The following is a 22,930-nucleotide window of genomic DNA, read 5'->3' on the forward strand; positions in this document are numbered from 1 at the left end:
GTCACCAGGCGTCTGCTTCCGGTCTGGCCGCCACCGGAGCGGCCACCCAAGCGCCGACGGCACCCAGCAGGCTGCGGGCGTCCGGGTTCGGCAGCAGGGCGCACGCTCGCTCGTACTCCGCGCAAGCTCCCTGCGCTGCCTTTACGGCGGTCCGAAGGGCGTGGGGCGGAAGTGCCCCGGCCCTCAGGCCCGGCACGGCGAGCAGCTCGGGCAGAGCCGAGATCCGGCCGTCGAGCAGATCGGTGAGCGTGGCGTCGAGCCGTGTCCGGTCGCCTAGCAGGGCCAAGACGTCTTCCACGCGGAGGAACAGCCTGCCCAGCGCTTCACCGCAGGTTCGGAACACCTCCGCGTCGGCTCCGCCGAGGGCCGCGCCGATCCGCAGCGGGAACTCGAACAGCGACGCGAAGACGGCTTCGGCACCCGCGCCGGTCGTGACGACGGCGGCGCGCAGCGAAGCCAGCTCGCCCAGCCAGTCCGAAAAGGACCAGGAGAGTTCCGGCGCCGCCTGGGCGATCAACCGCGACGCTTGGCCCAGCAGATAGTCGCCGGCGAGCACGGTCGTCGCCGATGCCCAGTCCACGCCCCGCATTTCGCGCGGCGTGACGGTGGGCCCGAGGAAGGCCAGCGCGCCCACGGTGGCGAGCTCGATCGCGGCGGCGACCGTCGCTTCGCCGCCGGCGGGCGGATCGCCACCGGCCGTGAGCGCCGCGAAGAACCCGATCGCCGGCCGCAGCAGCAGCTTCTCCTCCCGATCGGCGGTGAACATCCGGGCCAGGAACGGCCAGTCGCCCCGGACGATCGACAGGCAGACTTCGTCACAGGCGGCGAGGAAGGGCAGCAGCCGGACCCGGGTCGCGCGCGGCAGGTCCAGCGGTTCGGCTCCGGCGAGCGCCGAGATCCCCTCGGGCAGCACCACCGCCCGCCGCCCCTTCGCGTAGAAGGGGTGCTCGCTGCCCGCGCCGGCCGCGAGGACGCGCCAGGCGAGGTGGTAGCGGCGAGCTGCGTGCCGCGCCGTCTCGAAGTAGCCGACGAACGCCGATGCCAGCAGCCGCTCGTACTCCCGGCGCGCGACAGCCGGGTCGTCCCCGGCCGACAGGATGGCGCGGGCGGCGAGCCGTCCGGACTGGACCGCGCCACTCAAGCCCTCGCCGGTGAACGGGTTGACCAGGCCGGCCGCGTCGCCGACCCGCAGCCCATCGGGCCCGGCCGCCGAACCGGGGCTGAACCCGCAGGACAGCGGACCGGAGACCACCGGTCCGGCCGGGACGCAGTCCCGCACGCGGGGGTCGAGCTCGGCCAGCGCCTCGAACGCCTCGTCCATCAGGTCACCGGCCGGAACGGCACCGAGAGCCGACGCGCCGATCGTGCAGCCGCCCGGCACCGGGGCGAGCCAGGCGCAGCGGGGCCGCCCGCGCGGGTCGTCCGCGGGCGGGGCGAGCATCCTGAGCACGACCCGGTCGCCCAGGTCCGGGCCGCTGAACCGCCGAGCACAGCTCATCCCGCTGCCGTCGGACGACGGGGACCGTCCCGCACCGTCCGCCAGCACCACGTGCGGGGCCGTCTCCACCGCAGTCCCGTACCCGGCACCGCACCGCACGGCGTGCGCTCGCAAGGTCTCCCGGAAGACACCGTTGTCGACCACGGCGTACCCGGCGTCGGGGACGGCGTGAGAAGTGGCGGCGTCGAAGGCGATCGTCACGCCGAACACCGGCCAGTCGTCGACGGCCACCCCGACCGAGCGCAGGATCTCCCGCGCCGGGCCGCTGACCAGGACGTCGTACCGCGGCTGCGGCTCGTCGCGCCCGGTCAGCACGACGGGCATCCCGCCGCGGGCCAGGACGGCGGCGGCCACCGCACCGGCGGGCCCGGCGCCGATGACGACGGCGTGGCTCAAGAGCGGCTCGTCTCGAGCATCCCGGCCAGCGCGCGCCGCGCGGGCCCGTCCGGCGTGCGGGACAGCGCGGTCAGCGCGTGTCCGAAGTGGACGCCGGCGAGCGTGCGGGCGGCCCGCAGCCCGCCGTGCGCGGTGACCAGCTCGCGCACCCGCGTGAGGTGGCCGTCCGAGAACGCCGGCGCGAGCAGGATCCGGTGCAGTTCCCCCGAGGTGTCCGCACGCAGCGCGGCCAGGGTCGGCGCGCCGAACAGGCCGAGCAGGTGGTCGGTGCCCGCCGGTTTGTCTTCGCCCGCGGCTTCGAGGTCGAGGCAGTCGTCGAGGACCTGGAAGGCGATCCCCCACTCCACGCCGAACTCGGCGAGCGCCGCGGCGACGGCGCTGTCCACTCCGGACTCCACCGCGCCGAGCAGGCAGCACAGCCGGAACAGCACGCCGGTCTTGCGCCGCACCAGGTCCACGTAGTCCGGCAAGGACAGTCCGGTGTCGAAGCCGCGTTCGACGTCGAGAAGCTCGCCGTGCGCGAGGGCGGCGACCGTCCGGCTCACCGCCGTGGCCACCCCCTCGCCGAGGTCCGCCGCCTCGGTTCCGGCCGCCGAGAGGCAGGCCAGGCCGGCGAGCACGGCGAGTTCCGGCCCGGCGGCCCGGTGCGCGGCGGGGCCGCCCCGGCGGATCGCCGCCCGGTCGATCACGTCGTCGTGCACCAGCGAAGCGAGGTGCACCAACTCGACGACCGCGCCGAGCCGCGCCACCCGCTCGTGGTCGGCCCGGCCGAATCCGGCGCAAGCCGTGAGCAGACGCGAGCGCAACAGCTTGCCGGGCCGGTCGACGAGCCCACCGACGGTGTTGCGCAGCGGCGCGGAAAGCCCGCCGACGAGCCGGGCCAGGTGGTACCGGACCGGGTCCGCGGTCGTGGTCACCGGGACGAGAACCCGTACGTTCCGTCGACCTCGAGACCGGGGATCTCCCGCAGCGCGGCCACCACCCGCTGGTACACCGCCAGGTCGTTCATGTACTCGAGCAGCTGGGCGCGGGTGCGGCCCACCGAGAGCGCGATGACGTCGTCGAAGATCACCCACAACGCCTGTTTCTCCGGCAAGGTGACCAATTCGGGGGACAGCCCCGCGAAGACGGCGCGTACGTCGTCGACGTTCTCCTGGCTCAGCTGCACGGTGGATCCGGGATCACCGAGCAGGCCGATGACGAGTGCGCGGTACTTGTCGTAGTACCGCCGGGCTTCGGCCTTCTCCTCCGGGCCGACGGTCGCCACCTCGAGCCGGTTCACCGCGACGTCGAGGTTCTGGTAGACGAGCTGGACCACCAGATTGCCGACGACGCTCTGGCCGAAGAACTCGTCCCGAGCCTGGTCGAGGTAGCGGTTGTCATCCGCCAGCGGGAGGTCGTACAACGCCGAGGCCGCACCGAGCATCCGGCAGGCGATGGCCGGCATCGGTGTGTACGTCTTGCCGTTGCCGCCTTCACACACGACCGCGCCGGAGTCGCCGACGAGCGAAAACCGCTGCGCGTAGATCAAGTCGGTGAAGAGGTAGCCGTCGACGACCACGCGCGCGGTCGTGTCCAGCACGACGCTCGACGTGTAGCCCGAACTACGGCCGACCTTCTCGATCCGGCCGCCCTCCACCGCGGCCACGCTCGAGTCCGGTGTGAGCAGTTCGACGTCCAGTTGCGCCAGCACGGTGTCGATCTTGGCCATGAAGGTGCCACCGTGGACGCTCGCGAGGAACGCCAGGCCGATCGCCCGGTGGGTCGGGGAGATCGGCGCCATCAGGTTGCGGGCCACCGTCGAGCTGACGTCGATGCCGGGCTCCAGCTGCGCGATGGCGGCGTCGGCGGTGTTCGCGACGCCCCTGACGAGCGGGATGGCCCGCTTGAACCGGGCGACGGTGTTCGCTTCGGCGGCACCACCGTCGAGCGGCGCGGGCTGCACGATCGCGGCGCCCGGCGCGGTGGCGCCGAAGTTCGCCAGGACGTGGTTGGCCGAGAGCACGCAGATCGAGCCGTCCGTACGGTCGCGGACCAGGCAGCCGAGGGTGCCCAGGGTGCCGTCGGCGAGCGAGCCGAGGCCGCTGCCCTGCAGCGGGGGCCGGAACCGTTCCGCGATCGGCGTCGCCGCAGCCGCCGTGGTGGCACCGGAGAACCGGAACTCGCCCGTCTCGACGACGTCCACGCCGTGCCCGCCCACCGCGGCCGGCAGCAACCGGCTGCGGGAAACCAGGGCGGCGCGGCGTTTCTTGCGGACGAGGGCGATGACAACCGGCTCGCCGGTGAGCTCGCCACCCCGGGTCCGGAAGCCCTTCGCGACACCCACGACGTTCGGGTCGGTGAGGTACTGGTCGGCCAGCCGGGCCTTCGCTTCGTCGAGCGCGGCCGCCGTTCTCGCGTCCATGTGCACGGTCAGCGCACCTCGATCGTCGCGACCAGGGGATTCTGGGTCGGCGGGTAGAGCGTGAGGGTGCTGCTGAAAGAATTGCTGGCACCGTTGTCCTTGAACACCGTGACGGCGCCCTTGGCGCCGGGCTCGACCTTGATCGTCATCCTCCCGGGGTTGCGGACCGCGGGCAGCTGCGGTGACCCGGTCAGGGTGGCGGTTCCGGTCAGGACCGTCGCGGTCGCGACGGTCGGCATCGTGACGCGCGGGAAGTCGATCGTCACCGGCACGCGCCCGGAGAGGCCCCGGGCGTCGGTCACCACCACCGCGCCGGTGACGGTGGCGGTCAGCGAGCTGTACCCGGTGTCCCGAAGCAGCAGCGGGAAGGCCGGGTGGCTGATCGCCTGCAGGATGACCGGGCCCAGCGTGACGACCGTCCCGTAGCCGGCGACGGCGGGAATCCCGGAGATGAGCCGCATCCGGAACGGTGGCGGGCTCGCACCGGGCGCGGTGGCTCGCCAGGTGAGCTCCGGGAACTCGTCGGCGGCCGCGGCGCCCACCGGCACGGCCGCGCCCGCCGCGAGCACCGCCGCGCCACGCAGCGCGGCCCGTCTTCTGAACACGGGTTCCATCGTGACTCCCCCTCGGAATGGTCCTTTTCGGAGGCTAACCACAGATTCGAAGAACGGACAAGGAAATTCTTCTCTTTCATCGGATCACGACAAAAAATGAGTGGGTCCGAACGGACGATTGATCACCACTTCACCGCGATGTTACGTTGGGCCGGATCGAGCGTTTTGCCCGCCCGGTCGCCATGGGGGGAGGCCATGATGGCGCGGCTTCGCGTCCTGTTGTGCGGTGCGCTGGCCGCCGCGGCGATCGCCGGGGCAGGCGAGGTGCCGGCCGCTTCGGCATCCACATTGGACTCATCGGTGGCCGCCGTGGCCGATCCCGCTGCCACCGCACGGAAACTCGTCCGGCGGCTGGCCGGCAAGGACCCGCGAGCCGCGGTGCGGGCCGACGCCTGGGTCGCCTGGGCCGACGAGAACGACGCCGTCGTCTACGAATTCCTCGACTTCGGGCTCGCCGCCGCGGAACAACGCGCCGCGGAGACCGCTTCGACCAACGCCGACTTCTGCAGCCGGGTGCTCCTGACCTACACCGCCGCCTACGCGCCCGAGGTCAACGCCGCCGCGCAACGGGCGTTGCTCGGCACCGACTCGGACCGGGAACTGTTCGTGCGCAGCGGTTTCGCAGCCGCAGAGCAGCGTGACCGGCTCGCCAGGGAAGCGGACGGCGAACAGGAGCAGGCCATCGTCGAAGCGGACCGCCAGTACGTCCGCACGCTCGCCACGCACGACCCGGGGGCGCAGGTGCGCGCGGCCGCCGCCTGGGCGACCCGCTCGGACGCCACCGACGCGGACGTCGTCGAATTCTTCGCCTACGGCTGGGCGACCGGGGCGGAGCTGGACCTCGAAGTGCACCGCCTGCGAGACGCCGAGCAGGAGGCGCGCTGGCTGGCCACGGTTCGACGGCTGGTCGTCGACGCACAGGAAGCGGAACGGGCCGCGCTCGAAGCCTCCGGCGAGATCGAGGTCCAGCTGCGGGAAGCCGCCGCGCGGGCGTGGCAACGGGTCGGCGGGCAGACTGGTGCCCCGCGCACCGCGTGGGCGGACGCGGCGCAGGTGGCCCGCAACCAGGCCGCGAACTGGGCCGCGGTGGCCGCGGCCGCACAGGCCGCCACCGGGCCCAACTGGCAGGCCGTGCGCGACGCGGCCGATCCCACCCGGGCCGCCTGGGTGGCCGAACAGGACTGGGCGGCGGAGCAGGCCGGGTTCTGGGCCGACTTGCTCACCCAAGCCGTCGACGGCGAAACCCGGATGCGGAATCCGCAATTCGCGACGGTTCGGTAAGCGCTTTCCCTTCTCTCACGACAGGACGCGGAAAATGCCGCACGGAATCGTCACGAAGGTGCTCGCCCTGGTGCTGGCGTTCACCGTGTTCGCCACCACGGACGTCAACGCCGTCACGCCGGCCCCCGTCGCGGTGGCCGCCGAAGACCCGCCACCGGGCGACCCGCGGCCGATCCCGCACACCGAGTACCCGGGCTGGGACGGCGAAACGGGGATGGGCGAGGCGCTCGACCCCCGGCTGTGGAAGCTCGTCTCGGACATCGCCCAGCTGTCCGAGGAGCCCGAGGTCCGGGAGGCGGCGCAGGCCGCGCTGGACGCGGGGACCGAGGACGCCATCTGGGAGTTCCTCGACTACGGCGAGGTCGAAGCGCAGCAGCGTGCCGAGGCTCGCCGCAACGAGACGGCCCGGCTGAACCGCGAAGCCGTGCTGGACCTGCGGGGCACCGGCGGCCCGGTCTTCAACGCCGAGGTCGAGCGGGTGCTGGCCGGTTCGGACGCCGACCGGGCCGCCTTCCTCGACTACGGCAAGGACATCGCCACCGAGCGGGACGAACGCACCCGGCGGAACACCCAGGCCCGCGCCGACGAGCTGCGGGCGCGGGTGACGGCGCTGTCCGGCTCGGCCGGGCCGGAGGTCAAGCTCGCCGCTCAGCAGGCCCTCGCGGCCGGGGACGCGGCGATCGTGGCGTTCTTCAACGGCGGTTACGTCGCGGCCGCGCAGCGCGACGCCGCCGCGCGCGAGCAGTACTTGAAGGACCTCGAAGAGCGGAACAAGGCCGCCGAGGCGGCGAGCGACCTCGCCCAGCGCGCCGCCCGCGCGTCCCGGGCCCGGCAGAACCTCCTGGTCGCGAACGGCCGGGGCGTCCGGTCGCTGCAGCGCGCGGCGAACGCGATGGTCTCGGCGGGCACCGGGGCGCGCCAGGCCGCGCAGATCCTGGCCGCGAACACCGCGGGCGGCCACCACTCACCCGAGACGTTCAGCCTGGTCCGACAGGAGGTCCAGCGGCAGCTCGACCTGGCCGGACAAGCGGCCACGGAAGCACAGAGCGCCTCGGTGGCGGCGACGGCCGAAGCGAACATCCTGGTCGAGGTGGGCCTGCCCTACGGCGCCGACTGGGCGCAGCTGGCCCGGGGCATGTCTTCGGCCGCGCAGGCGGCCGTGTCGGCGATCCGGACGGCCCAGCACGCCCTCGACGCGACGATGGCGACCGACGCGGCCATCGGGCACCAGGACGAGGCCGTCGTCCGGGCGGAGGAAGCCCGTCAGTGGCGCCTGCACGCCGACGAACACGCCGCCCAGGCGGCGTCCCTGGCCGCGGCGGCTGCGGACCAGGCCAAGGCGGCCAAAGACGCGGCCACCCGCGCCGACCAGGCCCGGTTCGCCGCCCAGACGGCTCGCAACCAGGCCTGGGAGGACATGCAACGCACCTACGACGCGCTGTGGACCGCGCGGGAGGAGGCGGGAAAGGCCCGCACGGCCCGTCAGGAGGCCGAACGCCAGCGCGATGAGGCGGCCCGCTACCGCCAGCAGGCCGACCAGGCCGCGGCCGAAGCGAGCCGAGCGCGGGGCGAGGCGGAGGCGAAGAAGCGCGAAGCCGCCGCCTACCTGGCGCGCGCCCGTGCGCAGGAGGACATCGCCGCCGGGTGCGAGGACACGGCCCGGCGGGAAGAGCAGAACGCCAAGACCGCACGGGACGGGGCCTGGGCCGCCCAGCGGGCCGGGGACGCCGCCGAGGCCCGCGCGCAGGCGCTCGAGGCGTCCGCCGCCGCGGCGCGGGGCACCGCGCAGGAAGCGCCGGCCTGGGCCGCGGCCCAGGAGGCCCGCCGGGACGCGGGAAACGCGGCTGCGGCGGCCCGGGAAGCGCGTGACGCGGCCAACCTGGCGACCGGAGCCGCGGCGCGCGCCCGGGAGGCGGCCACCAAGGCCACCGCGGCGGCCGCCGCGTCGCGTGCCGCGGCGCAGGAGGCGGAGCAGGCCGCGGCCAACGCGGACCTGGCCGCGGACAGCGCCGAATCCGCCGCCGCGGACACCCACGTGTCCGCCACGCGGGCGAACGCCGCGGCCGCCACCGCGACGGCCGAAGAGGTCAAGGCCTCGGAAGCCGCCCGCACCGCCGCCACGCTCGCCGAGCAGGCCACGGAGCGGGCCCGGCTGGCCACGGTGGACGCCGTCCGAGCCGGGCAGAACGCGGCCGAGTCGTTCAGCGAGGCCGTTTCCGCCGCGACCCAGGCGAACCTCGCCAACCGGGCCGCGCTCGCCGCACGGGAGTCGTCGGCCGCCATCACCGCACCGGCGAACACCGCGATCGTCGTGGTGGCCCCGTTCACCGGGGCCGATCTCGACGCCGACTTCGTCGCCGAGGTCGCGGCGCAGGCCCAAGCCGTCGGCGACGAACAGGCTCGAGCCGCGCAGACCCGGGCGGACGAAGCCAAGCTGGCGGCCACCCGCGCCCAGCAGGCCGCCGACAGCGCGGCCGCCGACACCAAAGCGGCGTTCCAGGCGGCGGCCAACGCGGCCAAGTCGGCATCGGCCGCCGCCCAGTCCATGGCCGAGGCGCAGCGGTCCGCGGCGGACGCGGCGGGGTCGGCGAGCGCCGCCCGGGACGCGGCGAACACCGCCAACGGGTACGACGTGCAAGCCCACGCGAACGCCGCCGAAGCCCGCCAAGAGGCGAACAACGCGGCCTCGGACGCGGCGATCGCCGGCCTGGCCGCGGACTCCGCCGAGGGCCAGGCGACGGCAGCCCGCGCCGCGGCCACCCAGGCCGAAACCGACGCAACGGCAGCCCACAAGGCGGCCGACCAGGCCGACAGTTACGCCCGCGAAGCAGCCGCGGCGGCCGAACGCGCGCGGATCCACGCGCAGGAGACGTCGAACGCGGCCCAGCGGGCCCGCGACGCCGCCGCGGACGCCCAGCGCGCGGCGGACCAGGCGGAACGAGAACAGCGGGACCGGGACGCCGCGGCCCGGGCGCAGCAGGCGCAGGTCATCGCGGACTGCCTGCGCGACCTCAGCCCGGAGGACATCGACTACCTGACCGGCAACGAAGAAGGTTCCGCCGTCCTGAGCGAGTACCTGAGCGCTCAGGGGGCGTGCACGGGCGGCGGCGACGTCGTGTCGTTCCTGCTCGAAATCGGCGGCCAGGTCCTGCTCGAGGTGCTCGGCGTCAACGACGTGATCCGCTGTTTCGGCGATGGGGACATAGCGTCCTGCCTCTGGTCCGTCGTGAACGTGCTGTCGTTCGCGACCCTGATCGCCAAAGCGGGGCCGATCGCCAAGGCGATCGCCGCCATCGTCGCCAACTTCGGCAAGTACCTCGCGAAGTCCGAGCGCCTGGTGCTGCTGCTGCAGAAGATCACCGCGGTCCTCGCGAAACTGCACCGGGCGTGCCGGCTCGGGTTCGCTCCCCCGGCCAGAGCGTCCGCGGCTGCGATCTCGATCCTCGGATGCGAAGAGCTGATCGAAATCCTCATCGACATCGAGGACACGCACGGCAGCAAGGTCGCGGCAGGCGTCGACTACAACTACGGCAAGATGCGTTCCGAACTCGACGCCGGCGGCAAGGGTGATCACTGGCTTCCGGGCATCGACAACGACCCGCATGCCATGGCGAACTACTTCCGGCCCTTCGAGGGGCAAGGGACGTACTGGGACACGCAGAACCAGATCAACGGCCGGCCCAACGCGAACATCAGGATCTCCTACGACGAGATCCGGCAGGTCATCGTCATCGAGAACGCGTACAACGTACACGGCTACCGGATGGCCAAGTCCCAGTGGGACAAGTACCGCCGACTCGGCCGGTACGTGCTCCGCTCCATCCCGTTCGGCCCCGCCGTCCCGGCCCCCCGCACGCCCGCGGCGGCCCGATGACCGCCGGCACGCCGATCGGCCCGTCCGACCTGATGCTGGAGGCGGGCGAGGTCGTGACGCTCTACGGGGCGCTCGCCCTGCTGACGTCCGAGCACGCGGCTCAGCCGCTTCGCCGGCTGTGGTTCGGCGCGGACGAACGGCGGGAGCAGGAGCTGCAAACGCGGCTCGGTGAGTGGATCGGCGCGGAACGGGCGTACGAGACCAGCCACTCGGCGCAACCACCCAGGCTGGCCGTCCCCCTGCGCGACGCGCACCTCATCCATTGCTCGCTGGTCCTGTCCACGGAACTGATCGGTTCCGAAGAGGAGTACAAGGAGAGAGTCGGCTCCTTCCGCGAAGAGGCGATCGCGCTGGCCGGCGCGGTGACCGGCGCCGTGCTCCGCTTGCCGTCCGCGTTCCCGCCGCCGGCCACCGTCCCGGAACCGGCTGTACCGGTGCAGTTGACCGTGCCGGAAGCGCGGCTCGTCCACGCCTCCCTGGTCCACGTCCTCGGCCGGGCCGGAACACCGGCCGTCGCGTGGTTGTGGCTCGGCGTGGACGTGCCCGAAGGCCACCGTTTCGCCGAGACCTTCGAGCAGGTGATCGTGTCCGCCGAAGAGTCCGGTGCCCGCCGGGTGCCCCTCGACGCGGACGGAGTCCACCCGGCCTACTGCGCTCTGGTGCTGACCACGAGGCTCATCGCCTCGGAAGCCGCTTACCACCACGAAACCGGACGCTTCAAGGACGACGCCCGCAAGGCCGGCATCGCCATCCTGCGCGACCTGCGGACGCGCGCCGTCGGAGAACGGTGAGAACCGATGCGGAACGAACGAGGGGAAAGACGTGGGGAAAGCAGACAACCTCGGCCGGCTGGCCGTGCTCGCCGCTCTGGTCGCGGCGACGACCGTGCCGGTCGGGCCGGTCGCGCATGCCGATCCCGGGCCGGCGACGCCCGCCGGGATCACCGCCGCCGCGGAAGTGCCGCCCGTCGCAAGTGAATCCGAGAAGCTCCGCGCCGCCCGGACGCTCGGGATCGTGCCGACCGACGCCATGATGCTCCTGCGCGACAAGGAATTCGTCATCGCCCTCTGGCGTCAAGCCACCGGCTCTGAAGTGCGCGCCTCCGCTGAACTCGCCTTCGCCGGCACCGATCTCGCCTGCACCGAATGGATCAAGTCCGGGATCATCGCCGCCAACGAGCGGGACCAGCAACAACAGATGCGGGACGCCGAAGCCGCGCGGGTCGCGCGGGAGGCGAAGGAAGCCGCCCTGATCGTGCTGGGCGTCGCGCCCGAGGCCGAGCTGGTGATCCAGAACGACCGCGACTTCCTCGTCACCCTGCTCGGCCGGGTGAGCGGGCCGCGGGTGCGGGCCGCCATCGTCGCCACCCTCAACGCGTCCGCGGCCGAACAGCGGGCGCTCATCACCGACGGCCTCCGTACCGCGCACGCCGGTGACCAGCAGGACGCCATCGACGCCGACCAGCAGGCCACCGAGGCCGAGAAGCTGCGCAAGGCCGCCGAAGCGGCCCGCGGACGCGCGGTGTCCGTCGTGCGGGTGATCCCGACGCCCGACATCGTGAGCCTGCCCGACGACGACGTCCTCCGGGTCATCGCCGACGGCGCGCGGCCGGGCAGCGAAGTCGAAAAAGCCGCTGTCACGGCTTTGCGCAGCCGCGTCCGCGCGGACTGGAAGCAGTTCATCGACACCGGCGTCTACGCGGCCAACTGGCGGGACGTCACCGCCGTGCTGGCGCAGAAGGCTGAAGCCGATCGGGCGCTGGTCGACGACATCCGGCACAAGGCCGTGGTCGGCGGTATCCAGCCGCGGCTGGCGCGGGCCGCCGAGCAGGCGCTCGCCGGTGGGGTCGACGCCGTCCGCGCGTTCCTCGACCAGGGGCAGTACGACACGCTGACGCAGTCCTTCAGCCGCAACGCCCTCAACGGCAACATCGCCGGGCAATACCTGCGCGAGACCACCGGCGGTGTGGTCGTCAAGCCCGGCGCCGCGGAACCCGTTGCGGGCGAAGGGCTCGACGCGACCTGGCGGGTCGTCGCCGGGCTGGCCGGTGAGGACTGCTTCTCCCTCGAGTCGCCCAGCAAACCGAACTACTACCTGGCTCGGTACTTCGACGGCACGAAGACGCAGGTCGGCGTGCGGCCCGCGGACGGGACCGTCGACTTCGGCTGGAACGCCACCTGGTGCGTCGACAACATCCTGCCCGGCGCCGGGGTCACCCTGCGCGGCGGCGCGGACTTCCTGACGCGGCAGGCCGACGGCCGGGCCGGGGTCGGCATCGAGTTCTACTGGTGGGTCACCGAACCGCTGCCGGACTCGACCGAGATCACGGTGCACTGGCTCAACAAGTACCTGCCCGACTACGACCCCTACACCGACCTGCTGGTCTCGCCACTGGGTCCGGAGCGGGTCGACGGCGCCGTGCGGTACCGGGACTTCCAGCGCCGGACCGCGCCCGGACAGGTCGCCTTCCGCAGCTATTGGAGCCGCGGCGGCGCGGTGCACCCGCTGACCACCGGACGCGGCTCGGCGTGCGCGTCACCGGAGATCCTGGCCGCCTACCTGCGCCTGGGCGGGCACCCGGCGCTCGGCGTGCCGATCACCGACGAAGCCTGCACGTCCGACAAGGCGGGCCGGTTCGTGAACTTCGCCGGCGGCGGCTCGATCTACTCGATCGACCGCGCGGGCGCGCACGCCGTGCTCGGCGAGATCCGCGCCAAGTGGCTCTCCCTAGGCGGGGAGAAGTCCACGCTCGGTTATCCGACCTCCGACGAGGTCGCCATCCCCGGCGGCCGCCGCAGCACGTTCGAACGCGGCCGCATCGACTACGACACCGCCACCGGCGTGGCGACCGTCTACCCCGCGAGCTGAAGGAGCACGGCGATGACAGGCAGAACCCGGCTGGGGCTCGCGGCGGGCGCCGTGGCCCTCGCGCTGATCGGGACGACGGCTCCGGTGCTCGTCCCCCGGGCCGAAGCCGCGGCCACGGCCGACGCGCCCCGCAGCGCCACCCAGGACGACAAAGTCCGTGCGGCGCAGGAGATCGGCATCGTCGCGAGCCCCGACCTGCTGATCCTCACCGACCGGAACTTCGTGTTCGCGCTGTGGCAGCGGGCGACCGGCACCGAGGTGCGGGCGTCGGCGCAGCTCGCCTACGCGGGTGTCGAAGCGGAGCAGACGCAGTGGATCAAGACCGGCGTCCACGACGCGAACGCCCGTGACCAGGCCCGGATCCTGCGTGACGACGCCGTCGCGCGCGCGGCTCGCGAAGCCAAGCAGCGGGCGGCGCTGGTCAACAACATGACGCCGTCGCCGATCCTGCTGATCCAGAGTGACCGCGAGTTCGCCTTCGCCATGTGGGAGAACGCTTCCGGGCCGAAGCTGAAGCTCGCGGCGCTGGCCGCCTACCAGGGTGACGCCGCCGCGCAGCAGGACTTCATCCTCACCGGGATCTTCACCGCCCGCGCGGCCGACCAGAAGGACACGATCGACGCCGACGAGGATGCGACCGAAGCCGAGAAGGTGGCCAGAGCAGCTCGGGACGCGCGGGTCCGGGCCGCGGCGGTGGTCGCCGTCGTGCCGACCGAAGGCCAGCTCGTCGAGCCGGACGTCAACTTCGTGCTCGACCTCTGGCAGGCCGCGAAGGCGGGTACCGAGGTGCGCGCCGCGGCCGAGCGGGCGCTGCGGACGATGGACGACGTCCAGCTGCGCGCCTACGTCGGCACCGGCATCCACAGTGCGAACCTGCAGGACTGGTTCACCTGGATCCGGAAGAAGGGCGAGGCGGACCGGCGGCTGCTGTTCGAGCTGCGCACGCGCGCCGAGCAGAGCCGCGTGCACCCCGCGCTGGTCGCCGGGGCGAACACCGCGATGGCCGGCACCGACGACGACGTCGACCGCTTCCTGCGGCTCGGCCAGTACGAGGACGCGGTGCTGGTCCAGTCCGTCCGGTCGCAGAGCCCCGGCGCTGCCGGCTGGTACCTGCGTGGCCTGACCGACGCCTTCGTCGGCGCGGGGTCCGGCGCGGACACGGCGTGGCGGGTCGTGCCGGGCAAGGCCGACTCGACGTGCCATTCGTTCGAGTCGGTGGCGCACCCCGAGTACTACCTGCGCCAGCAGGGGCTGCGGGTGGTGCTCGCCGCGTCCGACGGCACCGGCCAGTTCCACGCGGACGCGACGTGGTGCTCGAAGGCCGGGCTCTCCGGCGCCGGTGTGACGCTGGAGTCGTTCAGCGCCAAGGGAAGGTTCGCCCGCCAGTACACGACGCAGGTGTGGGCGGCCGACTCCGGCGGCCTGCACCCGTACGACACGCCGACCGGCTACGCCGCCGACGTCTCCTGGCAGATCGACGCCCCTTGACCGCCCGCGGTGGCCGGGGCTCGCGCGGTCCCGGCTACCGCTGCGTCCACTGTGGATGCAAACCGCCGCTGCGCGGGACCGGGAGCAGCTCGCTCACCGGGTGCCGCAGCGGCAACGGCGCCGCGCCCGCCCGCAGCGCCAGCTCCATCTCGAAGCGGGCCGCCGGGTCACGCAGGCTGTCGCCGAAGGTGGCCTGCAGCTGGCGCATGCGGTAGCGGACCGTCTGGGGGTGGACGCCGAGGCGTTCGGCGATCTCGACCACGTTGCCCTGGCTGTCCAGCCACGCGCGCAGCGTCTCCAGCAGCCGCTCCTGCTGCTTGCCGGTCATGTCCGCCAGCGGCGCGAACAGGCGGTGCCGCAGCGTGCCGACCAGGCCGGTGTCGGAGTTGACCAGCAGCGTCGCCAGGTGCTCCTCGGCACGCAGCACCGGCCGCGGGGTCAGCACCCCGCGTTCGGCCAGCTGGAGCGCGTTCCGCGCCCAGCGCAGGGAATCCGCGACGGACGCGAGCGGCACGGACGGCCCGATCGAGAGCCGGCAGTCCGGCAGCGCCACCTGCAGCGTCGCCAGCCGGGCGGCGCTCAGCTCGCCGGGGACGACCAGCTTCGGGTCCGGGGTGTCGAGCTCGGCGAGGATGTCCGCGTCCAGGCCGGCGTGGCGGCGGGCCGGGGCGACCCCGTCGGCCGGGCAGACCGCCACCGGTGTCGCGTCGGTGGGCACCGGCCAGCCGATCAGCTGGGCCAGCTCGGCGATCGCCTTGGGGGACGCCGGCGGCGTCTCGAGGATGAGGTGCAGGAGCTTGCGGCGCCAGGTGTCGAGCGCTCCCGCCGTGCGTGCCTTCGCCTCCAGGTAACCGTCGAGCGCGACGGAGGCGAGTTCGTCCATGAACGCCAGCATCGCGTCGGCCAGCTGGGACATCACCGCCGACGAGAGCCCGCTTCTTCGCCCCACGCGCATGATCCGCCGCCACGACACGCGTGCGCCGACCCGGTAGGCCGACTGCAGCGTGTCGAGGCTGCGGCCTTCGCGCATTTCGTTCTGCCCCAGCCGGTGGTGCACCTCGTGGGACTGCTCCTTCGACACCGTCGGGTCGGCGATCTGCGCGACGAACAAGGTGATCGCGTATTCGACGCCGGCGCGGATCGACTTGCCGTAGGGCCCGTCGAGCGGGCGGGCGTAGGCCGGGATGGTCGCGCGGATCTCGTCGACGATCTCGGCGGCGAGGCTGGCCAGTTCGGGGCGCAGGATGTCCGCGAGCTTGCGCGGCAACGCCGCCGGCGGCGCGGCGTGTTCGAATCCGCGCTCCACCGACATTGCAGCTCCTTTGCTCCGCCCGGACACCCCGCCGACGCGCGGCGGAGCACCCCGCGCCTGGTGCGGGGTGACACCGGACACATCGAAAAACTAACCCCGAACGTGTCACACCTTCGAAGGGAAACCGATTTCTTGTCAGCTTCGTGACAAGTTCACCAGGCCCGGCTGCACAGCGCTGACAAGTACCCCGCCGAGTGCGCACGAATGTGCGTACGAACGGACGAACGCCCGAGTCGCCGCGCACGCCGGGCCGATTACTTGTATCGTGTGGTTGATACAAGCGAGGAGGTACGGCATGCCGTGGGACAACGTGCTCGCCGTCGGGCTGCTCCTGGGCCTGGTCGGCCTGGCCATCCTGATCGTGCTCTGGCCGGGGGACAAGCACGGGCGGCGCCTGCTCGAACGGTGGGGCGTCCCGGACCCGGACGCCGGGGAGGTGATGGTCGCCGTCCGGTACCTCAAACGCCGCCGGCTCTGGTACCCGTGGCTCTTCCTGGCCCTTCCGCCGATCCTCGGCGACACGACGGTGAGTTCGATCCTGGCCGCGTTGCTGCTCGGCGGGCTGATCGCCGAACTGCTGGCGCAGCGGGCGTCCCGCGGCCCGCGCCGGGAAGCCGTCCTCGCCCGGCGGACGCTCCTCGACGTCGTCCCGGCCTGGGCCCTGGTGCTCAGCGGGCTGGCGTCCGCGGGGGCGATCGTGCATCTGGCGCTGACCGCGCGGTGGACGCTGCTGGCGATCGCCGCAGGCACGACGGTGGTCTGCTGGGCGATCACGCTGCTGGCGGTGCGCCGCCCGCCCACCGGTGAAGCGCGCGTGGACCTGGCCCTGCGTCAGCGCAGCGCGCGCGTCGCGATCGGGCTGGGCATCGCCGGCTGCTCGGCCATCGGCTGGCCGGAGGGCACCCTCGGGTCCCTGCTGGCGGTCGTCGCCGGGCTGGCCGCATTCCTGGCCGTCACCGCGCCGCTGAAGAGGCAGCCCGCGGCCGCGTGAAGATCGTCGTCGACACGGAAACCGGGCTCGCCCCCTGGCGGCAGGTGCACGACCAGATCGTCCGCGCGATCACGACGGGCGCACTGGCCGAAGGGACGCGCCTGCCGCCGATCCGCCAGCTGGCCCGGGACCTGGGCCTGGCGTCCGGGACGGTGGCCCGCGCGTACCGCGAGCTGGAGACGGCGGGCTGGGTGGCGACGGCCCGCGCCCGGGGAACGGTGGTGACGATCCCGTCCGGCCGCCCGGATCCGGGGGCGCTGCTGCGCTCGGCGGCCGAGGAGTTCGCGACCCAGGCGCGTGACCTCGGCACGGGCCTTGACGCGGCGCTGGACGCCGTCCGCACCGCCTACCGCGCCTGAGGGGGCGGTTGACGCTTCATTCGGCGGTGCCGGGTCGCGGCGACGCCCGTGACAGTCGACCCACCGGTCAGCAACCCGACGGCGGCAATAGGAGACAGGTAGGCGAGGGCTACCACAGCCACCGCCACGATCGCCAGACCCAGAACGGCCCAACGAAGTAGCCGAATCGCGTTGTGGGTCCGGTCCTCGTCAGCGATCGTGTAGCAATAGGAACCGTATGGATTCGGAGGTTCCGGCGACGCATCCGGACGAGGGTGTCCGACTACCGTGTCTTCTACGGTCAGGTTGATGATCACGCTGACCTGGCACGGTATTCCACCGTCCGTCATCGCGTATGACGGCGGAACATATCTGATGCAGTGGGGGCAGAACCACCCTTCGGCTTCGCGCAACAAGCCCGCAGCGCAGTGCGGGCAGGTTTGGCGCCCGGCCAGATCGTTCCCTGGTAGGCCAAGAGGTGGCGCTTCGGCGCTCATTGGCAACCTCCCGGATAGCTGGCCAGTTCCGAACGGAAGCGTCAAGTCTGCACGGCTCGTAGCCACCCGAACTGTCGGAATCATCCAGCTACGACTCTTGAGCCCGTGAGGCTACGGCAGACGGTTTCACTGAGCAACCAGCGTGATTACCGCGCCTGAAGGAGGCGGCCCACCGCGGCCAGCACCGGTTCCAGCACCTCGACCTCGCGGGACGTGCCCACGCACTCGGTGATCCCCGCGCCCACGACGTCGAACGCGGCGAGCGTGTCCAGCTCCGCCACCAGCCGCGAGATCGTCCAGCCGCCGGGCTCGGGGTAGTTGAGGCCGGCGAACTCCGCCGGATCGAGCACGTCGAGATCAACGTGGACGTACAGCTTCTCCACACCCACCAGCGCGTTGACCGACGTGACCGCCAGGCCGCGGCCGACCGCCGCGCGTTCCTCCGGGTCGAACACGCGCGTCCCGGCCAGCACCACGTGGCCCGGCTCGATGGCCGGGTCCGCCGCGAACTCCGGGTCACCCTCGCCGAACAGCGAGCGCAGCACCATGCCGTGGAACGCGCCCGAGGGGGACGTCGCCGCCGTGTTCAGGTCCGGGTGGGCGTCGAACCACACGACGCCCAGCCCGGGCCCGTGCCGGAACCGGGCCACGCCGATCGGCACCAGCTCGACGCCGCAGTCACCGCCGATCGTCAGGACCGGACCGCCGGGCGCCTCCAGTGCGGCCAGCTGCGCCGCGCGGTTCGGGCCGGTCAGGACCGCGCGGTTCGCCACCCCATCGTCCACTTCGGACAGCTCGAGCGTCTGCCGGACGTGGTGCACGGGCCGGCCGAGCACGTGCCCGGCCAGCTCCGCGAGCGCCAGGCAGCCGTCCGGCAGCTCCGCCGCCCGCGGCCCCACCGCACCCTGCCGTTGTGGCACCGCGTTGATCAGCATCCGGCGATGTTAGCGGTCATTCGAGGACGAGCAAGAGATCTCCGCCTTCGACCTGCTGGACGGAGTTGATCGCCAGCCGGCCCACCTTGCCGCCCGCGGACGCGGTGATCGACGCCTCCATCTTCATCGCCTCGATCGTCGCGACCGTGGCGCCGGACTCGACCGTGTCACCCTCGCTGACCTGCAGCGTGACCACACCGGCGAACGGCGCCGCGACCTGCTTCGGGTTGCCCTTCTCCGCCTTCTCGGTCGCCGGGATGTCCGAGGCGATCGAGTGGTCGCGGATCTGGATCGGCCGGAGCTGGCCGTTGAGCGTCGACATCACCGTGCGCAGGCCGCGTTCGTCGGCCTCGCCGATCGCCTCCAGCTCGATGATCAGCCGCACACCCTGCTCGAGGTCGACCTGGTACTCCTCCCCCGGGCGCAGCCCGTAGAAGAAGTCCTTGCTCGGCAGCACCGACGTGTCGCCGTAGGCCTCGCGGTGCGCCTCGAACTCCTTGGTGGGCCCGGGGAACAGCAGCCGGTTGAGCGTCCGCCGGGGCTCCGAAGCCAGCGCGGAACGGTCCTCTTCGGACAGTTCGGCGACCGGCTTCGCCGCCGCGCGGCCCTCCAGGGCCTTGGTGCGGAACGGCTCCGGCCAGCCGCCCGGCGGGTCGCCGAGCTCGCCGCGCAGGAAGCCGATCACCGAGTCGGGGATGTCGAACTTGTTCGGCTCCGCCTCGAAGTCGGCCGGCGAGACACCCGCGCCGACCAGGTGCAGCGCGAGGTCACCGACGACCTTGGACGACGGCGTCACCTTCACCAGGTGGCCGAGGATCTTGTCGGCCGCCGCGTACATCGCCTCGATGTCCTCGAACCGGTCGCCCAGGCCCAGCGCGATGGCCTGCGTGCGCAGGTTCGACAGCTGCCCGCCCGGGATCTCGTGGTGGTAGACGCGCCCGGTGGGCGAGGCCAGCCCGGCCTCGAACGGCGCGTAGATCTTGCGCACGCTCTCCCAGTACGGCTCCAGCTCGCCGATCGCGTCCAGGCTCAGCCCGGTGGTGCGGTCGGAGTGGTCGGTGGCCGCCACGATCGACGACAGCGACGGCTGCGACGTCGTGCCTGCCATCGACGACACCGCGCCGTCGACGGCGTCCGCGCCCGCGTTGATCGCCGCGAGGTAGGTGGCCAGCTGGCCGCCCGCGGTGTCGTGGGTGTGGATGTGCACCGGCAGGTCGAACTCCTTGCGCAGCGCGGTGACCAGCTTGGTCGCCGCGGGCGCGCGCAGCAGCCCGGCCATGTCCTTGATCGCCAGGACGTGCGCCCCGGCGCCGACGATCTGCTCGGCCAGCTTGAGGTAGTAGTCGAGCGTGTAGAGCTTCTCCCCCGGGTCCGAGAGGTCCGAGGTGTAGCAGAGCGCCACCTCGGCGACCGCGGAGCCGGTCTCGCGCACCGCTTCGATGGCCGGGCGCATCTGCTCGACGTCGTTGAGCGCGTCGAAGATCCGGAAGATGTCGATGCCGGTCTTCGTGGCTTCTTCGACGAAGGCGTTGGTCACCTCGGTCGGGTACGGCGTGTAGCCGACGGTGTTGCGCCCGCGCAGCAGCATCTGGAGACAGATGTTGGGCACGGCCTCGCGCAGCGCGGCGAGGCGCTCCCACGGGTCCTCGGCGAGGAACCGCAGCGCGACGTCGTAGGTCGCGCCGCCCCAGCACTCCAGGGACAGCAGCTGCGGCAGCGTGTTCGCGACGATCGGCGCCACCGCGAGGAGGTCCTTCGACCGGACGCGGGTGGCGAGCAGCGACTGGTGCGCGTCGCGGAAGGTCGTGTCGGTGACGCCGATGTGCGGCGCCTTCCGCAGCCACTCCGCGAACCCGCCCGGACCCAGTTCGACGAGCTTCTGCTTCGAGCCCGGGGCCGGCTGGGCGTCCTTCGGGAGCTTCGGCAGCTTCAGCGTGGCGTCCGGCGTCTTCGGGCGCTCGCCGTGCGGCTTGTTGACCGTCTGGTCGGCGAGGTAGGTCAGCAGGCGGGTGCCGCGGTCGGCGGAGTGCCGCGCGGTGAGCAGGTGCGGACGCTCCTCGATGAACGACGTCGTGACGCGCCCGGCGCGGAAGTCCGGGTCGTCGAGCACGGCCTGCAGGAACGGGATGTTCGTCGCGACACCGCGGATCCGGAACTCGGCGACGGCGCGGCGCGCGCGGCCGACGGCGGTCTTGAAGTCGCGGCCGCGGCAGGTGAGCTTCACCAGCAGCGAGTCGAAGTGGGCGCTGATCTCGGTGCCGGAGAAGGCGGTGCCGCCGTCGAGCCGGATGCCCGAGCCGCCCGGCGAGCGGTAGGCGGAGATCATGCCGGTGTCCGGGCGGAAGCCGTTGGCCGGGTCTTCGGTGGTGATGCGGCACTGGAGAGCGGCACCGCGCAGGTAGATCTTGTCCTGGCTCAGGCCGAGGTCGTCGAGGGTCTCGCCGGAGGCGATCCGCAGCTGCGACTGCACGAGGTCGACGTCGGTGACCTCTTCGGTGACCGTGTGCTCGACCTGGATGCGCGGGTTCATCTCGATGAAGACGTGGTTGCCCTGCTTGTCGAGCAGGAACTCGACGGTGCCGGCGTTGCGGTAGCCGATCTGCTTCGCGAACTTCACGGCGTCCGCGCAGATCCGGTCGCGCAGCTCCGGGTCGAGGTTCGGCGCCGGGGCCAGCTCGACGACCTTCTGGTGGCGCCGCTGCACCGAGCAGTCGCGCTCGTAGAGGTGGATGATGTTGCCCTCGCCGTCGGCGAGGATCTGCACCTCGATGTGCCGCGGCTCGACGACGGCCTTCTCCAGGAAGACGGTCGGGTCACCGAAGGCGGACTCGGCCTCGCGCGCGGCGGCCTCGATGGACTCGCGCAGCTGGGCCGGCTCCATGACGCGGCGCATCCCGCGCCCGCCACCCCCGGCGACGGCCTTGACGAACACCGGGAAGCCCAGGTCCTCGGCGGCCGCGACCAGCGCGTCGATGTCGCTGGAGGGCTCGGACGAGCCCAGCACCGGCACCCCGGCCTCGCGCGCGGCCTTGACCGCGCGGGCCTTGTTGCCGGTGAGCTCGAGGATGTCGGCGCTCGGGCCGACGAAGGTGATGCCCGCTTCTTCACACGCCCGCGCGAGGTCGGGGTTCTCGGAGAGGAACCCGTAACCGGGGTAGACGGCGTCGGCCCCGGCCTTCTTCGCCGCGGTGACGATCTCGTCGACCGAGAGGTAGGCGCGCACGGGGTGACCGGGTTCGCCGATCTCGTACGCCTCGTCGGCCTTCAGCCGGTGCAGCGAGTTGCGGTCCTCGTGCGGAAACACGGCGACGGTCCCCGCGCCCAGTTCGTAGCCGGCGCGGAACGCTCGGATCGCGATCTCCCCGCGGTTGGCCACCAGCACCTTGCGGAACATGCCCGGTCCTTCCCGTATGGATCGGTGAGTCAACGCACGTTACCCGGTGCTTCCCGCTCTGCGGGAGTTCAGTACCAGGTGATGGACATCATGCGCCGCGACAGATTGACCGGAGACCGGCCTGGGCAGCTTTTCAGGATCCCGGCGGCGCGTAAAGCAGCCGGTTGGCGGTGCCGTCCGGGACCCCCTTGAGCGCGTCCGGGGTGGCCGCGCCGACAAGGGCTTCGTCCACCTGAACCGGGGTTGCCTGGGGGTGCCGGGCCAGGTAGAGCGCCGCCGCCCCGGCCGCGAAGGCCGCGGCCATCGACGTGCCGGACTCCGGGCCCGCGCCGGTGCCGCCGGCGATCGGGGCCGGGACGTCGACACCCGGGGCGTACAGGTCGACGTCCTGGCCGAAGTTCGACGCCTTGTCCGGGTGGTCCTGGGTGTCGCTCGCCCCGACGGTCAGCGCCTCGGGCACCCGGCCCGGGGAGAACCCGCTCGCGTCGGCCGTCTCGCTCCCGGCGGGCACGGCGATCGGGACCACCGCCGCCAGCCGCTTCACCGCCGCGTCGAGCTGGTCGTTCGGCACTCCGCCGATGCCGAGGACGGCGACCGCGGGCTGCTGGGCGTTCTGCGCGACCCAGTCGACCCCGGCGATGATCTGGTCGGTGGCGCCGCCGCCGTCCTTGTCGAGCACCCGCACCGGCACGATCTGCGCGCCCTTCGCGACGCCGTAGCCCTTGCCCGCGGCGATCCCGGCGAGGCGGGTGCCGTGGCCGTTGGTGTCGGACGTGTCCGAGCCGCCGTTCAGGAAGTCCCGCCCCGGCGCGACGCGGCCCTCGAAGTCGGGGTGCTTCGCGTCGACCCCGCTGTCGATCACGTAGATCGTGACGCCCGAGGCGTCATCGCCGTAGTGGTAGGCGTGGTCGAGGCCGGTGCGCTGGTCGATCCGGTCCAGCCCCCAGCTGGGCGGGTCCTGCTGCACCCCACCGGCGGCGGCCGCCGGCGCCTGCCCGGCCAGCACGACCACCACTGCCACCGCTGCTCCACGCATCTTC

The 22,930-nt window shown here is 72.6% G+C and carries 15 protein-coding genes; 7 read left to right on the forward strand and 8 right to left on the reverse strand.

Features of this window, described 5'->3' with window-relative positions:
- Position 1: 1 nt before the first annotated feature.
- Genes ACIA5G_RS28420 through ACIA5G_RS28435 form a run of 4 tightly spaced genes read right to left on the reverse strand, consistent with a single transcriptional unit; the run spans position 2 to position 4,912 of the window.
- Entirely contained in the window at positions 2-1,894 is a 1,893-nt protein-coding gene (locus tag ACIA5G_RS28420) for a hypothetical protein (protein ID WP_395928498.1), read from the reverse strand.
- On the reverse strand, positions 1,891-2,811 hold the full coding sequence (locus ACIA5G_RS28425) for a polyprenyl synthetase family protein (RefSeq protein WP_395928500.1): 921 nt from the start codon (positions 2,809-2,811) through the stop codon (positions 1,891-1,893). Before ACIA5G_RS28425 ends, ACIA5G_RS28420 begins: the two co-directional genes overlap by 4 nt.
- Entirely contained in the window at positions 2,808-4,298 is a 1,491-nt protein-coding gene (locus ACIA5G_RS28430) for a hypothetical protein (RefSeq protein ID WP_395928502.1), read from the reverse strand. Before ACIA5G_RS28430 ends, ACIA5G_RS28425 begins: the two co-directional genes overlap by 4 nt.
- An 8-nt stretch (positions 4,299-4,306) precedes the next feature.
- Entirely contained in the window at positions 4,307-4,912 is a 606-nt protein-coding gene (locus ACIA5G_RS28435; RefSeq protein ID WP_395928504.1) for a hypothetical protein, read from the reverse strand.
- 198 nt (positions 4,913-5,110) lie between these two features.
- Here ACIA5G_RS28435 and ACIA5G_RS28440 point away from each other — a divergent pair, with 198 nt between their 5' ends.
- The 5 genes from ACIA5G_RS28440 to ACIA5G_RS28460 are packed head-to-tail and all read left to right on the forward strand — an operon-like array spanning position 5,111 to position 14,423.
- Positions 5,111-6,193: a hypothetical protein gene (locus ACIA5G_RS28440; protein WP_395928506.1), complete on the forward strand. Its 1,083-nt coding sequence runs from the start codon at positions 5,111-5,113 to the stop codon at positions 6,191-6,193.
- A 34-nt stretch (positions 6,194-6,227) separates the two neighbouring features.
- On the forward strand, positions 6,228-10,067 hold the full coding sequence (locus ACIA5G_RS28445; protein WP_395928508.1) for a hypothetical protein: 3,840 nt from the start codon (positions 6,228-6,230) through the stop codon (positions 10,065-10,067).
- On the forward strand, positions 10,064-10,858 hold the full coding sequence (locus tag ACIA5G_RS28450; protein ID WP_395928510.1) for a hypothetical protein: 795 nt from the start codon (positions 10,064-10,066) through the stop codon (positions 10,856-10,858). Before ACIA5G_RS28445 ends, ACIA5G_RS28450 begins: the two co-directional genes overlap by 4 nt.
- Positions 10,859-10,889: 31 nt before the next feature.
- Positions 10,890-12,935 carry an AbfB domain-containing protein gene (locus ACIA5G_RS28455; RefSeq protein WP_395928512.1) on the forward strand — a complete coding sequence of 682 codons (2,046 nt, stop codon included), beginning with the start codon at positions 10,890-10,892 and terminating at the stop codon, positions 12,933-12,935.
- 12 nt (positions 12,936-12,947) lie between these two features.
- Entirely contained in the window at positions 12,948-14,423 is a 1,476-nt protein-coding gene (locus tag ACIA5G_RS28460) for an AbfB domain-containing protein (protein WP_395928514.1), read from the forward strand.
- Between the two features lie 34 nt (positions 14,424-14,457).
- Here ACIA5G_RS28460 and ACIA5G_RS28465 read toward each other — a convergent pair whose 3' ends face one another.
- Positions 14,458-15,735 carry a PucR family transcriptional regulator gene (locus tag ACIA5G_RS28465; RefSeq protein WP_395928516.1) on the reverse strand — a complete coding sequence of 426 codons (1,278 nt, stop codon included), beginning with the start codon at positions 15,733-15,735 and terminating at the stop codon, positions 14,458-14,460.
- A 295-nt stretch (positions 15,736-16,030) separates the two neighbouring features.
- Here ACIA5G_RS28465 and ACIA5G_RS28470 point away from each other — a divergent pair, with 295 nt between their 5' ends.
- A complete protein-coding gene (locus ACIA5G_RS28470) occupies positions 16,031-16,726 on the forward strand; it encodes a hypothetical protein (RefSeq protein ID WP_395928518.1) in 696 nt (231 codons plus the stop codon).
- The gene (locus ACIA5G_RS28475) at positions 16,723-17,085 is read left to right on the forward strand and encodes a GntR family transcriptional regulator (RefSeq protein WP_395928520.1); all 363 of its coding nucleotides are present in this window, start codon (positions 16,723-16,725) and stop codon (positions 17,083-17,085) included. The genes ACIA5G_RS28470 and ACIA5G_RS28475 overlap by 4 nt, the downstream gene beginning before the upstream one ends.
- A 622-nt stretch (positions 17,086-17,707) precedes the next feature.
- On the opposite strand, the gene ACIA5G_RS28480 is transcribed toward ACIA5G_RS28475, so the two are convergent.
- From ACIA5G_RS28480 to ACIA5G_RS28490, 3 genes are all read right to left on the reverse strand, one after another.
- Positions 17,708-18,496, reverse strand: coding sequence for an arginase family protein (locus tag ACIA5G_RS28480; RefSeq protein ID WP_395928522.1), 789 nt, complete (start codon positions 18,494-18,496; stop codon positions 17,708-17,710).
- Positions 18,497-18,512: 16 nt separating this feature from the next.
- Positions 18,513-21,890 (reverse strand): pyruvate carboxylase, encoded by a 3,378-nt coding sequence (locus tag ACIA5G_RS28485; RefSeq protein WP_395928524.1) that lies wholly within the window; start codon positions 21,888-21,890, stop codon positions 18,513-18,515.
- A 133-nt stretch (positions 21,891-22,023) separates the two neighbouring features.
- Positions 22,024-22,926 (reverse strand): S8 family peptidase, encoded by a 903-nt coding sequence (locus ACIA5G_RS28490; protein ID WP_395929261.1) that lies wholly within the window; start codon positions 22,924-22,926, stop codon positions 22,024-22,026.
- Between the last annotated feature and the right edge of the window lie 4 nt (positions 22,927-22,930).

The sequence above is a fragment of the Amycolatopsis sp. NPDC051758 genome (genome assembly GCF_044453095.1).
Classification (GTDB): Bacteria; Actinomycetota; Actinomycetes; order Mycobacteriales; family Pseudonocardiaceae; genus Amycolatopsis.